A 12543-nucleotide genomic window follows, 5' to 3' on the forward strand; every position below is an offset into this window, starting at 1 on the left:
CTGGCCCGATCCGCACTGGGAGAACCCATATGCCAGGCGCCATCTACGCCGAAGGTCTGGTCAAGACCTTCGGCGACGTACGGGCTCTGGACGGCGTGGACCTCGATGTCCCCGAAGGCACCGTGCTGGGCCTCCTCGGCCCCAACGGCGCGGGCAAGACCACGACCGTGCGCGTCCTGACCACCCTCCTCCAGCCCGACAGCGGCCGGGCCGTCGTCGCCGGCATCGACGTGCTCAAGCACCCCAACGAGGTCCGCCGCTCCATAGGCCTCTCCGGCCAGTTCGCCGCGGTCGACGAGTACCTCACCGGCCGCGAGAACCTCCAGATGGTCGGCCAGCTCTACCAGATGAACGCCAAGGCGGCCAAGGCCCGGGCCGCGGAACTCCTGGAGCGCTTCAACCTCGGCGACGCCGCCGACCGCATCGCCAAGACCTACTCCGGCGGCATGCGCAGGCGCCTCGACCTCGCGGCCGCCCTGGTCGTCAGCCCGCCCGTGATGTTCATGGACGAGCCGACCACCGGACTCGACCCGCGCAACCGCCAGCAGCTGTGGGGGATCATCCAGGAACTCGTCGCGGGCGGCACCACCTTGCTGCTCACCACCCAGTACCTGGAGGAGGCCGACCACCTCGCGCACGACATCTGCGTCGTCGACCACGGCAAGGTCATCGCCCGCGGCACCTCCGACCAGCTCAAGGCGCAGACGGGAGGCGAACGCGTCGAGGTCGTCGTCCACGAGCGGGAGCACATCGCCACCGCGCGCGAGGTGCTCGCCGGATTCGGCAAGGGCGGGACCACGGTCGAGGAGCACACCCGCAAGCTCACCGTCCCGGTGGCGGGCGGCGCCAAGCTGCTCGCCGAGGTCATCCGCGAGCTGGACGCGCGGGGCATCGAGATCGACGACATCGGCCTGCGCCGCCCCACCCTCGACGACGTGTTCATCTCCCTCACCGGCCACACGGCCGAGCAGGAGGCGCAGGAGAACGGCGAGGGCGACGGCGGGCCCAAGGGCCGCAAGGGCGCGCGCAAGGAGGCGGCGAAGTGACCACCACGACCTCTCCGTCCTCTCCGGTCCCGCAGCTCGCGGCACCCCGGCCGCGCGGCGGCGTCACCCAAGGCGTCAAGGACTCCCTGGTGATCGCCAAGCGCAACCTGATCCGGATGTCCCGGATCCCCGAGATGATCATCTTCGGCGTCATCCAGCCGGTGATGTTCGTCGTCCTCTTCAGCTACGTCTTCGGCGGCTCGATCAGCGTCGGCGGCAGCACCTCGCCCGCCGACTACCGCGAGTTCCTGATGGCGGGCATCTTCGCCCAGACCGTCACCTTCGCCACGGCCGGAGCGGGCGCGGGCATCGCCGACGACATGCACAAGGGCCTGATCGACCGCTTCCGCTCGCTGCCCATGGCCCGCGGCGCCGTCCTGACCGGCCGCACCCTCGCCGACCTCGTCCAGACCGCGCTGACGGTGGTCGTCCTCGCGGTCGTGGCCCTGATCGTCGGCTGGCGCACCCACGAGAACCTCGGCAAGGTGCTCGCCGGCTTCGGCCTGCTGCTCCTGCTCGGCTACGCGTTCTCCTGGATCGGCGCCCTGATCGGGCTCTCCGTACGGACCCCCGAGGCGGCCACCTCCGGCGGGCTGATCTGGCTCTTCCCGCTGACGTTCATCTCGAACGCCTTCGTCCCCTCCGAGAACATGCCGGCCTTCCTGCGGCACATCGCGGAGTGGAACCCCTTCAGCGCCACCGTCCAGGCGGCCCGCGAGCTCTTCGGCAACCTCCCGCAGGGCTACCCGGTCCCCGAGGCCTGGCCCATGCAGCACCCGGTCCTCGCGTCCGTCCTGTGGTCGCTGCTGATCATCGTGGTCTTCCGCACCCTCGCGGTCCGCAAGTACCGCTCGGCGACCGCCTGACCCGTCGGCCTGACCCCCGGCCCGACCCGTCGGCCTGACCCCCGGCCCGACCCGCCTACGCGTGAGCCCCCGCCCGGATCTCGTCCGGACGGGGGCTCACGCGAGCCGGTCTGCCCGCAGGGGTGATCAGCCGGTGAACGGCTTGACGGCCAGGACCTTGACCGCGGCCTTCTTGCCGTTCGGGAGCTCGTACTCGGCGTCCTCGCCGATCTTCTTGCCCATCACACCGCTGCCCAGCGGGGACTGCGGGGAGTAGGTCTCGAAGTCCGAGGACGCGTACTCGCGCGAGGCCAGCAGGAACTCCAGCGTGTCGTCCTCGTCGCCGTCGAAGGCGATCGTGACGAGCGTGCCGGGGGCGACCACGCCGGCGGACGCGGGCGCCGTGCCGACCTTCGCGTTCTCCAGGAGCTGGGTGAGCTGGCGCACCCGGAGCTCCTGCTTGCCCTGCTCCTCCTTGGCCGCGTGGTAACCGCCGTTCTCACGCAGGTCGCCCTCTTCGCGGGCGGCTGCGATCTTCGTGGCGATCTCCGTGCGTGCGGGACCAGAGAGGTAGTCCAGCTCCGCCTTCAGCTGGTCGTACGCCGCCTGGGTCAGCCAGGTGACGCTCTCGCTCGTCTGGGTCACGGGTGCTCCTCGTCGGTACAGGGACTACAAAGCCGCCAGCGGCGGGCGAAACCACGAGCCTAACAATTCGGGAAGAAAAGGGGGAGGACACCCTGTGTATGAAGTGTGTCATTGCATCCCGGCTCCCCATGCGCCATCCCGCGCCGCGCCCGTCGCTCAGCGCTCGAAATTGGTGAGGACGCAGCCCTCGACCAGCGACTTCTCCAGCCGGTAGCCCGCCGGGGCGGTGAAGGCCGTTTCGCAGTTCAGGTACAGGAACTGCAGCTGGTACAGACCGTGCCGGGCGGACTTGTCGTTGGTCTCCACGGCGATGTTCGTGCCGACCAGCAGCTTGCTCGCGGTGGCCTTGAGGCGGCCGTCGTCCTTCAGGTCGGCCAGCTGCGCCTCCTTGGCCCTGAGCTGCAGGGTCCTCATGTCGGTGACGACGTCCAACCAGTTCAGGTCGTGCGCGCGCTGAGCCCCGCCGAGGGTGCCGCAGACCGCGCGGTCCTTGACGCCCCAGGCGCGGTGGTCGCCCTTGACGACCGGCTGGTAGTCGATCGACGAGACGTCGGCGTCGGCGGTGGACATGTTCGTGCAGTCGACGGTGTGCGGGTGGACGAGCTTCTTCAGTTCGGCGAGGCTGCCCGCGCTCGGGAGCCCCAGGCTGCCCGTGGCGGGCTGGCCCGCCTTCTCGGGCCCCTCCGTGGCGGGGTCGCTGGGAGCCTCGTGGTTCGTGCTGCCCCGGCCGTCCTCGCTGCTGACGAAGTCGGTGAGCGTACAGTCGTCGACCAGCGCCTTCTCCCGCTTGTAGCCGTCCGGCACACGGGCGGACGGGTTGCACGTGAGGATGCGCAGGTCCGAGTCGACGAGGGCGACGGCCGTCCTGGTCTTCGTCGGGGTGATCGCGAAGTTCCTGCCGACGATCACGCGGCTGGAGAGGCCGTAGGCCCCCTCGCCGGCCGTGATCCGCGCCATGGTGTGGTCCTTGTAACCCTGCTGGAAGGCCTTCATGTCCGAGGCCATGTAGAAGATGATCTCGCCGCGCTCGTTCTTGTCCGAGCACACGCCGCGCTCGGTGACGGACCACTTCCCGACGGTCGTGAAGTCGCTCAGCGGCAGCCGACCGTCCTTGGGGTCCGTGCTCATGTCCGCGCACGAGGCGAACTTCTGCACGTACGTCTGCGCCTCGGCCAGCGAGGCCGGCGCGGCGCCGTTGCCGGTCGCGGTCGCGGTCGGGGTGGCGCTCGCGGCTCCGTCCTGCCCCGAGGCCGCCGCCGTGGGCCCCGGGGCGGGCGGGCGGGCCCCGGCGGGGTCCTCGCAGGCCGTGGCGAGCGTCGTGAGCGAGGCGAGGACGGCGGTCGCGGCGAGTGTCCGCTTGAGGCGCATGGGTGGCTTCCGTCGGCTGAGCAGTACACGGGCAGGTGGCGTGCACATGCTAGACACCGCCATGATCACGACCCAAGTCGCCCGGCCGGGAAGGCCGCCCGCGCCGCGGCTCAGCGCGCCGAGCCGGCCTCCTGGCAGCCGACCAGCTCGACCGCCGTGGCGCGGCCGGTCGTCTTCAGGACGACGACCTCGTCCACCCGCTGCTCGGGCTGGGCGAAGGTGAAGTCGGCGCGGCCCACCTCGCCGTGCTCCTCGTCCTGGGAGCTCAGGGTGCACACACCGGTGACCGAGGGCTCCTTGCGGACCTCCAGGTGCACCTTGACCTCGGTGTCCGAGACGACCTGGAACTTGATCACCTCGGCGCTGACGCTCTTCCCGCCGACGTAGCCCCAGCCGATCCACCCGACCACGGCCAGCAGCCCGACCCCGAGCACAGACCCGACGATCTTGAGCTTCCGGTCGGCACGCTCGTCCGCCGCCCGGCCGTACCGGCCCTCGGGGACCCCTTCGCGCACCGCGCCCATGATCGTTCCTTTCACTGGGGGAAAGACAGAGGCCCCTGGAATTTTCCGCCCCCCGGTTCGGTCAGTATAGAAACCGCCCGTCGCGCCGAATCGCAGAGGATCCTGTCTTGACCGAGCAGCTTCGACTGATGGCCGTCCACGCCCACCCCGACGACGAGTCGAGCAAGGGCGCGGCCACCATGGCCAAGTACGTGTCCGAGGGGGTGCCCGTGCTCGTCGTGACCTGCACCGGCGGCGAACGGGGATCGATCCTCAATCCCAAGCTCCAGGGCGACAAGTACATCGAGGAGAACATCCACGAGGTGCGCGCCCGCGAGATGGACGAGGCGCGCGAGATCCTGGGCGTCCAGCAGGAGTGGCTCGGCTACGTCGACTCCGGCCTGCCGGAGGGCGACCCGCTGCCGCCGCTGCCCGAGGGCTGCTTCGCCCTCGCGGACGTCGACGAGGCCGCCGGCAAGCTGGTGAAGAAGATCCGCGCCTTCAAGCCGCAGGTCATCACCACGTACGACGAGAACGGCGGCTACCCGCACCCCGACCACATCATGACCCACAAGATCTCGATGGTGGCCTTCGACGGAGCGGCCGACACCGTGAAGTACCCGGAGGCCGACTTCGGCCCGGCGTACCAGCCGCAGAAGCTCTACTACAACCAGGGCTTCAACAAGCCGCGCACCGTCGCCCTGCACGAGGCGCTCCTGGAACGCGGCATGGAGTCCCCGTACGGGGAGTGGCTGGACCGCTGGAAGGAGTTCGAGCGCACCGAGCGGACCCTGACCACGCACGTGCCCTGCGCGGACTTCTTCGAGATCCGCGACAAGGCGCTCATCGCGCACGCCACGCAGATCGACCCGGACGGCGGCTGGTTCCGCGTGCCGATGGCCGTCCAGCGGGAGGTCTGGCCCACGGAGGAGTACGAACTGGCGAAGTCGCTCGTGGACACTTCCCTCCCCGAGTCCGACCTCTTCGCGGGCATCCGGGAGAATGCGTAGTCATGAGCGCTACGCAGGCAGCAGTCACCCAGCTCCTTCCCCTGGCCGCCGACACCTTCGACAAGAACAAGGTGACCCCCGGAATCCTGGGGTTCCTGGTGTTCGCGGCCCTCGCCCTCGGGGTGTGGGGCCTGATGAAGTCGATGAGCCGGCACATGGGCCGGGTGAACTTCGAGGAGGCCCCGGCGAAGCCCGCGGCCCCGACCGCCGACGGCACCACGGCCGCCTCCTAGGGCCCGCCGCGACACCGCCGCCCACCCGTACAGGGGTCGGGCGGCGGCTTCCGCGCGGGCGGTTCCGGCTCACGCCGGCGGAGCCACCGGCACCGGGACGCCCATGATCTCCCGCGAGTGCAGGTTCGGGACCATCCCCAGCCGCCACGCCTGCCAGCCCTCCGCCGGGTCCACGCCCCGCGCCAGGATCACCCCGTACGTCTCCAGGCAGTCCTCCAGCCGCCCGTCCCGCAGCGGATGCGGTGCCGCCGCCAGCCGGGCCAGCTCGGCCCGCGCCTCCTGCGCGTCCCCCGGGACGGCGACATCGGCGTACGGCAGCAGCGTGCAGCGCAGGAAACGCGCCCAGTCCTCCCCGCGCCGGTCCTCGTACGAGACGAACAGCCGCGCCGCCTCCTCGCACAGCCCCAGCGCCTGCGCCACCCGCCCGTTGCCCGCGTCCACCACCGCCAGCTCCAGGCAGGTCCACGCCTCGCCGTGCGCCAGCCCGATGCGCCGGAAGTCCGCCCGCGCGTCCATCAGCAGCTGCCGGGCGAAGCCGGAGTTGCGCAGGTTGCCCGTCTGCGCCGCCCGCTGGTCGCGGGTGACCCGGCCCGAGTGGCAGCGGGCGTGCGCCAGCCCGTACACGTCCCGCATCCGCGAGAACATCGTCCGGGCGCGCTCCAGCTCCCGTACCGCCTTGTCGCGCTCGCCGCCCTCCTCCAGCGCCTGCCCGAGGTAGTACAGCGTCCACGCCTCGCCGCGCGCGTCCTCCGCCAGCCGGTGGCGGGCCAGGGCGTCGCCCAGCCGTTCCAGCGCCGGACCCGGATCCCGGTCGACGACCCGCGCCCGCCCCAGCTGGGTCAGCGCCCACGCCTGGCCCCGGTCGTCGCGCGTGCGCCCGTACAGGTCCAGGGCCCGGTTCAGTTCCGCCTCGGCGCGCGGCACCTCGCCGAGCCGCAGGTACACCTGGCCCAGCTGGAAGTGCGCCCACGCCTCGCCGTGCACGCTCTCGTTCTCCCGGTGCAGGGCCAGCGACCGCTCCAGCAGCGCCATCGCCTCCCCCAGGTGCGCCCGGTCGCGCTCCACCGCCGCCAGCGCGTGCAGCCCCCACGCCCGGTCGCCCGCCAGCTCCTGCGGCTCCTGGAGCACCAGCGCCTCACGGATGCGGGCCGCGGCCTCGGGCAGGTTCCCCTGGTGGTGCAGCGTGATGCCGAGCGAGACCAGGGCCATCCCCGCGCCCGCGTCCTGCTCGGCCTCCCGGTACTGGTCCACCACCGAGGACAAGGTGGTGCGCGCCTTGTCCAGCTCGCCCAGCTGGCGCGCCGCGATGCCCGTACGCCACTGCACCGAGCGCGCCAGGCGCCCCTGGTCCACGGCCCGCGTCAGCTCGTTGATCTCACCGAGCCGGTACAGGTCCCCGCGCAGCAGACAGAAGTCGCACAGCGCGCCCAGCAGGTCCAGCACCGCCTGCTGGTCCACCCCCTCCGAGTGCCGCAGCGCCGCCGTGATGAAGCTCGACTCGTCGTCCAGCCAGCGCAGCGCCGCGTCGAGGGAGGCGAAGCCGTGACCCCCGAAGTGGTTCGCGCGGGTGGACATCTTCCCGTCGACCAGCCGGATCACCGAGTCCGCGAGCTGGGCGTAGTCGCGGATCAGCCGCTCGTGCGCCGCCGCCGCCTCCGCCCGGTCCTCGTCCGCCGCCAGCCGCGCCGCCGCGTACGCGCGCACCGCGTCGTGCATCCGGTACCGCTCCCCGCGTACGAGGTCCAGCAGGCCCGCCTGCGCCAGCTCGCGCAGCAGCCGCCCGGCCTCGACCTGGTCGGCGTCGCACAGGGCCGCCGCGGCGGCAGCGCCGAGCGAGGCCCGGCCCGCCAGGGTGAGCCGCCGCAGCAGCCGGCGGCGCTCCTCGGGAAGGCGTACGTAGGCCAGGTCCAGGACGTGCTCCAGGGAACCGGCGGGGCCCTCATCCGCCGAAGCCGGGGCGGCGGCCGGGGCGGCCGGGGTGCCGTCGCCGAGCGGGGCCAGCACGCGCAGCGCGAGGGGCAGCCCGGCGCCCAGCTCCAGCAGCCCGGCCTCCCGGGTCCCGCCCGCCGCCCCAGCCCCCGTCCCCGCACCGGCCCCGGCGCCTGCCCCGACCCCCGCGCCTGCCCCAGCCCCGGCGCCTGCCCCGGGCCCTGCCCCGACCCCCGCGCCCGCTCCCGCCCGCAGGACCTGCGCCGCCTCCGCCTCCGCCAGCCGCACCACCGGCAGCTGGTACACCCAGGCCGCCAGGTCCGCAGGCAGTTCCAGCGGCTCCCGGGCCGTCACCAGCACCAGGCTCTCGGAGCGCTCCGGCACCAGCATCCGCACCTGCGCCGCGTCCACCGCGTCGTCCAGCACCACCGTCACCGGCAGCCCCTGGAGGTGCTGGTGGTACAGCTCGCCCAGGCGCCGCACCTGCTGCTCGGCCGTCGCCCCCTCGCGGAACAGCAACTGCTCGCGCGGGGCGCCCAGCCGGTTCAGCAGGTGCAGCAGCGCCTCCCTCGTCGACAGCGGGGCCTCCACCGGGGAGGAGCCGCCCCGCAGGTCCACCACGCACGCCCCGCGGAACTGGTCCCGCAGCGCGTGCGCCGCCCGCAGCGCCAGCGCGGTGCGGCCCACGCCGGGCTCGCCGTGCAGCACCACGACCACCGGCCGGGTCTCGGTACTGGCCCGAGCCGCCTGGACCCACTGCGCGATACGGGTCAGCTCCGCGCGTCGGCCCGTGAACGCCTCGCCCGCGTCCGGGAGCTGACCGAAGGACTGCTCCAGCATGCTGCGACGGCGGGCCTGCGCGCTTCGGTCGCTGCCACGCAGCCGAGGAACCACGACCCCACCGGCCGGGGCTCCGGCCCCCGTCCCGGCCCCGCCCGCGCCCGCGAGCCCGCCGCTGACCGCCGTACGGCCGCGCGGTGGCACCCGTACCGCCGCCGCCACCACGCGCTGCTGCTCCAGGAAGGGACGTATCCCGCGCACCTCCAATGCCGTCAGCCACTGGAGCCTCAGCTGTTCCGGCCCGCCCGGGCGGCCCGCCGCCCCGGCCCGCCGGTTCGCGGCCGGCAGGTGCAGGGCGGTCACCTTGGCCACCGTCGTCGCCGCCCCCGCGACGCCCACCACCACGCCCGCGCTGATCGCCGTCCCCGGAGCGACACCGAAGGCCAGGTCCGCTCCCGCCGCCGCGACGGCGGCGACCGCCGTCACCAGCAACGCCGTCGAGGTGTTCCCGCGCCGGAAGGCCTCCCCCAGGGACTGGCCCCCGGCCGCCACCTCGTCCAGGGCGCGCACGTACGCCTCGTACTCCTCGGACGCGGCAGCCGCCAGCCCTTCCAGGGCCTCGCGCCCGCGCGCCAGCAGCGCCTCCTCGTCGACCACGACCGGTGCGCCCGCCCCCGTGCGCCGGGCCTCCTCCTCGACGGCCCGGGCCAGCAGCCGCTCGGCCTCGACACGATGGCTGTCCCGCATCGGCATCCTCCTCGGAGAGCTCCGGCAACGTGCGCCAAGTGTCCTGCGGGACAGCCGCGAGCGCGAGGCAATCTGAGCTAGATCAGAGGGAGTTGGCGGCCAAACGGTCACATACGGTGGAGCGGTGACCATACATCGGTGGACCTGGGGACTCTGCGCGGCACTGCTGTCGCTGACCGCGACCGGCTGCCAACAGGAGCCAACCGCACAGGGGTTCGTCCTGCGCTACGAGAAGCCGGTGGCCGCCGACCGCGACGACCACCGCTTCCTCAGGGACCGCGAGCCCGCCGAGCAGACCCTCCTCGACCTCAACGCGTACCTCCGCCTGCCCCACCGCGTCATCGTCGTCGCCCGCTCCTGCGCCGGCGAGGGCAGCGGCTACGACCCGGACACCGACCGCATCGAACTCTGCTACGACGACCTGACCGACGAACGCGAACTCCTCACCCGCGCCGCAGAGCACCGGGCTGACGAACAACCCGTCGACGAACAGCTCGCCGACGAGCGCCCCACCGACGAACAACTGGCCGACGTCGTACAGGAGACGCTCTACCACGAGGCCGGCCACGCCCTCATCGACGCGCTGGACCTGCCCGACGACGGGGACCGCGCCGAGGAGGACGCCGCCGACCGCTTCGCCCAGCTCATGCTGCTGCGACACGGCCGCCCGGACGGCGAGCGGACCCTCCTGACCGCCGCCCGCGCCTACGACCTCGCAGCCGCCGCCGACCCCGTCCCGGACCCCACCGACGCGCACGCCCCGGACACCGCCCGCGCCGAATCCCACCGCTGCGCCGTCCACGGAGCCGCCCCCGGCCGCCACCCCGACCTCGCCACCGCCGCCCGCGCCGACTGCGCCACCACCTGGACCCGCACCCGCGACACCTGGACCCGCCACCTCACCCCGCTGCTCAGGGCCCCGCTGCTCAAGTAAGGGCGGCCACCTTGTCCCGCCACCGCACGAACAGCTCCTCCGCGTCCCCGCTGTACGACCACGGGACCAGGGTGGCCCGGTTGCCCAGCAGCGCGAACACCGCGGCCGACTCGCGCTCCATCCCCGCGTGGACCAGGCCGTGCGCCAGGTAGTTGAGATCGGCCACATCCTGCGCGTACGCCTTGGTGCGCTCGGCGATCCAGCGCGCCAGCGCCGCCCGCAGGTCCCAGCGCGCCCGCTCACCGCTCCAGTGCGTGGCCAGCCCGATCGCCGAACGCCGCTCCGTCTCCCGCTGGTGCCGGTACTGCTCCGCCCGCGCCACCTGCGGCAGCACGGCGAGCGGCGAACCGGGCGGGGCGTACGCGGCCGCGTCCCAGGCGAAGTTGTACGCCTCCCCGTTGGAGCCGTGCCAGCGGGCCGAGAAATAGCGCAGCGTCTGGTGATGGCCTTCGCGGTGGTACGGATCCCGGGCCCGCAGCTCCCGCCACCAGTGGCCCATGTTCGGGTCGCCACCCTCGTACAGCCGCGCGAGCGTCACCAGGCAGACGTACGGATGCGGGTCCGCCGGCGCGAGGTCGCCGGCCCGCAGACAGAGCCGCGCCACGTGATCCAGGCTGTCGGGCGCGGGCATCGCCCCGCCGCGCGCGGCGGCGAACATCCGCATCACCTCGGTGTCGGCGCGCAGGACGGCCGCGTCCGGGTCGTCGGGATCCGACGCGTGCCAGACGTCCACGGTCCGCCGGTCCGCCGCCGCGTCCGCGAGGAGCCGGACGCGGTGCGCGCGCCGGTCCCAGTCCTCGCGCGGGTGCTGGGCGAGGAGGTCGCGGGCGCCCTCCCAACGGCCCATCACCATGTCCTGGCAGCTCGCCTCCAGGTCCCGGTCGCCGTAGGACCGGTCGTAGAGCGGCTCTCCGGAACGACGGCGCAGCCAGGCTGACATGGACTCTCCTCGGTCGGGCGGGGACGCGGTACGTCAGAAATCGGTGAGGACGCCGTCCCGGCGTCCGGCCGCCGCGAGGCCCGGTCGGCCGTACGCCCCCTCGATCTCACCGGCCTGTTCGGGATCCAGTGGCCGGGGCCGGAAGTACGACACGCCCCGCCACCAGGACAGCAGCATCGGCACGACACCGAGGGCGAGGGCCCCCAGACCGATGGCCAGGGCGCTGCCCGTCAGCTCCGGAATCGACATGGCGAAGATCCAGACCATGAAGAGCGCACCACCGAGCGGCCACAGCCCGATGAAGACGAAGTTTCCCGCGGACGCGAACAGCACCTTGCGGTGGGCGACGACCACCGACAGACCGGCGAGGGCGTAGTAGAAGGCGATGTGCAGGCCGATCCCGCTGACGGCGTCCCGTACGAACTGCGCGCCGGAGCCCGCCCAGACGGAAGCGACGACCAGCACCAGCGCCACGGCCGCCACGGAGGCGGTGGCGACGGCGGGTGTCTGCCAGGTCCGGTGGATCCGGCCGAACGCGGCGGGGATGGTGGGGTCGCGGCCCATGGCGAAGAGCGTGCGGGTGGCCTGGAGGAGGCTGGTCTCCAGCGTGGCGACCATGGACAGCATCACGGCCAGCACGAGCAGCCGGCCGCCCCAGCCCGGCCAGACCGCCTCACCGAGGACGGACAGAAAACCGTCGGGGTTGTTCCGTACGAATTCCGCACCGATGAGGACGTTGGTGGCGATGGTGAAGACGACGAAGATCGCGAAGGACGTCAGTACGCCGATCAGCCCGCCGAGACCGAAGGAGCGGCGGCTGCCGCGCGTCTCCTCGTTGAGGTTGCTGGACACGTCCCAGCCCCAGTAGGCGACCCCGGCGATCAGCGCTCCGGAGACGAAACTGTGCGACGCGTCGAAGTGTCCGAAACCGAACCAGGACATCGAGAACTCGGCCGCGTTCCCGTCCTTGGCCAGGGCGGCGACGGCGAATACCAGGAGCAGCGCGAGCTGCGCGCCGGTGATGATCCGCCGGGCGTACGGGCTGATCCGCGCGCCCTGAGCCACCACGACGGCCATGAGCAGGAACCAGCCGACGCCGACGGTCGTGGCCAAGGGGGCGTTCTGGGCGAGTCGGGGGTCGATCAAGGCGAGCGTCGCGCTGCCGGCGGGCAGCGTGGCGGAGACGAGGAAGGCGGTGGCGGCGACGACGAGGGCCCAGCCGCTGAGGAACCCGAGGAAGGGGTGCAGGGCGCGCGCCACCCAGGCGTAACTGGCACCGGCGTTGACGTCGAGCCGTCCCAGATGACGGAAGGCCAGCGCGATGCCGATCATCGGAATCGCGCAGTACAACAGCACGGCCGGGCTGGCGACCCCGACGGTGGCGACGAGCACGGGGATCATCGCGGCGACGGTGTACGCCGGCCCGCATCCGGCGACCGCCATGACGACGGAATCGAACGTCCCCACAGCCCCGGCCCGCAGACCGCCCCCACCATTCCCGGCCCTCTTGCCCACTGACTGCCCTCTCTGGCCGCGTACCGCCTGGACGTTGCCCATGCCAGC

At 72.7% G+C, this 12543-nt stretch carries 11 protein-coding genes; 5 read left to right on the top strand and 6 right to left on the bottom strand.

The genetic code is table 11. From position 1 onward, the window contains the following. The first annotated feature begins 29 nt into the window (after nucleotides 1–29). Both ACWDYJ_RS20675 and ACWDYJ_RS20680 read left to right on the top strand, forming a co-directional pair. On the top strand, nucleotides 30–1046 hold the full coding sequence (locus tag ACWDYJ_RS20675; RefSeq protein ID WP_451567027.1) for an ATP-binding cassette domain-containing protein: 1017 nt from the start codon (nucleotides 30–32) through the stop codon (nucleotides 1044–1046). After that, a complete protein-coding gene (locus ACWDYJ_RS20680) occupies nucleotides 1043–1912 on the top strand; it encodes an ABC transporter permease (RefSeq protein WP_451567028.1) in 870 nt (289 codons plus the stop codon). The genes ACWDYJ_RS20675 and ACWDYJ_RS20680 overlap by 4 nt, the downstream gene beginning before the upstream one ends. A 126-nt stretch (nucleotides 1913–2038) precedes the next feature. Here ACWDYJ_RS20680 and greA read toward each other — a convergent pair whose 3' ends face one another. From greA to ACWDYJ_RS20695, 3 genes are all read right to left on the bottom strand, one after another. Then, the gene (greA, locus tag ACWDYJ_RS20685) at nucleotides 2039–2536 is read right to left on the bottom strand and encodes a transcription elongation factor GreA (protein ID WP_451567029.1); all 498 of its coding nucleotides are present in this window, start codon (nucleotides 2534–2536) and stop codon (nucleotides 2039–2041) included. Nucleotides 2537–2692: 156 nt separating this feature from the next. Continuing rightward, on the bottom strand, nucleotides 2693–3904 hold the full coding sequence (locus ACWDYJ_RS20690; RefSeq protein ID WP_451567030.1) for a hypothetical protein: 1212 nt from the start codon (nucleotides 3902–3904) through the stop codon (nucleotides 2693–2695). A 110-nt stretch (nucleotides 3905–4014) separates the two neighbouring features. After that, nucleotides 4015–4428 (bottom strand): DUF4307 domain-containing protein, encoded by a 414-nt coding sequence (locus tag ACWDYJ_RS20695; protein ID WP_451567031.1) that lies wholly within the window; start codon nucleotides 4426–4428, stop codon nucleotides 4015–4017. A 107-nt stretch (nucleotides 4429–4535) separates the two neighbouring features. Between ACWDYJ_RS20695 and mca the strand changes: the two genes are divergently transcribed. Next, nucleotides 4536–5417 carry a mycothiol conjugate amidase Mca gene (gene mca / locus ACWDYJ_RS20700; protein WP_451567032.1) on the top strand — a complete coding sequence of 294 codons (882 nt, stop codon included), beginning with the start codon at nucleotides 4536–4538 and terminating at the stop codon, nucleotides 5415–5417. A gap of 2 nt (nucleotides 5418–5419) precedes the next feature. Beyond that, the gene (locus ACWDYJ_RS20705; RefSeq protein ID WP_451567033.1) at nucleotides 5420–5650 is read left to right on the top strand and encodes a hypothetical protein; all 231 of its coding nucleotides are present in this window, start codon (nucleotides 5420–5422) and stop codon (nucleotides 5648–5650) included. 69 nt (nucleotides 5651–5719) lie between these two features. Here the strand turns inward: ACWDYJ_RS20705 and ACWDYJ_RS20710 are convergent, their stop codons facing one another. Then, nucleotides 5720–9106, bottom strand: a complete 3387-nt coding sequence (locus tag ACWDYJ_RS20710) for a tetratricopeptide repeat protein (protein WP_451567034.1) — start codon at nucleotides 9104–9106, stop codon at nucleotides 5720–5722. A 124-nt stretch (nucleotides 9107–9230) separates the two neighbouring features. Between ACWDYJ_RS20710 and ACWDYJ_RS20715 the strand changes: the two genes are divergently transcribed. Continuing rightward, nucleotides 9231–10040 (top strand): DUF4344 domain-containing metallopeptidase, encoded by an 810-nt coding sequence (locus ACWDYJ_RS20715; RefSeq protein ID WP_451567035.1) that lies wholly within the window; start codon nucleotides 9231–9233, stop codon nucleotides 10038–10040. On the opposite strand, the gene ACWDYJ_RS20720 is transcribed toward ACWDYJ_RS20715, so the two are convergent. Together ACWDYJ_RS20720 and ACWDYJ_RS20725 are read right to left on the bottom strand one after the other, a co-directional pair. Further along, the gene (locus ACWDYJ_RS20720) at nucleotides 10033–10980 is read right to left on the bottom strand and encodes a hypothetical protein (RefSeq protein ID WP_451567036.1); all 948 of its coding nucleotides are present in this window, start codon (nucleotides 10978–10980) and stop codon (nucleotides 10033–10035) included. The two genes, ACWDYJ_RS20715 and ACWDYJ_RS20720, sit on opposite strands and share 8 nt — an antisense overlap. 33 nt (nucleotides 10981–11013) lie before the next feature. Continuing rightward, nucleotides 11014–12537 (bottom strand): APC family permease, encoded by a 1524-nt coding sequence (locus ACWDYJ_RS20725; protein WP_451567037.1) that lies wholly within the window; start codon nucleotides 12535–12537, stop codon nucleotides 11014–11016. Between the last annotated feature and the right edge of the window lie 6 nt (nucleotides 12538–12543).

It is taken from the genome of Streptomyces sp. NPDC003042, from assembly GCF_053591315.1.

Excerpts from the sequence above, each read along its gene's own strand:
- ACWDYJ_RS20675 (WP_451567027.1), top strand. The coding sequence starts at position 30 with ATGCCAGGCGCCATCTACGCCGAAGGTCTGGTCAAGACCTTCGGCGAC.
- ACWDYJ_RS20690 (WP_451567030.1), bottom strand. The coding sequence starts at position 3,904 with ATGCGCCTCAAGCGGACACTCGCCGCGACCGCCGTCCTCGCCTCGCTC.
- ACWDYJ_RS20695 (WP_451567031.1), bottom strand. The coding sequence starts at position 4,428 with ATGGGCGCGGTGCGCGAAGGGGTCCCCGAGGGCCGGTACGGCCGGGCG.
- ACWDYJ_RS20705 (WP_451567033.1), top strand. The coding sequence starts at position 5,420 with ATGAGCGCTACGCAGGCAGCAGTCACCCAGCTCCTTCCCCTGGCCGCC.
- ACWDYJ_RS20710 (WP_451567034.1), bottom strand. The coding sequence starts at position 9,106 with ATGCGGGACAGCCATCGTGTCGAGGCCGAGCGGCTGCTGGCCCGGGCC.
- ACWDYJ_RS20720 (WP_451567036.1), bottom strand. The coding sequence starts at position 10,980 with ATGTCAGCCTGGCTGCGCCGTCGTTCCGGAGAGCCGCTCTACGACCGG.
- ACWDYJ_RS20725 (WP_451567037.1), bottom strand. The coding sequence starts at position 12,537 with ATGGGCAACGTCCAGGCGGTACGCGGCCAGAGAGGGCAGTCAGTGGGC.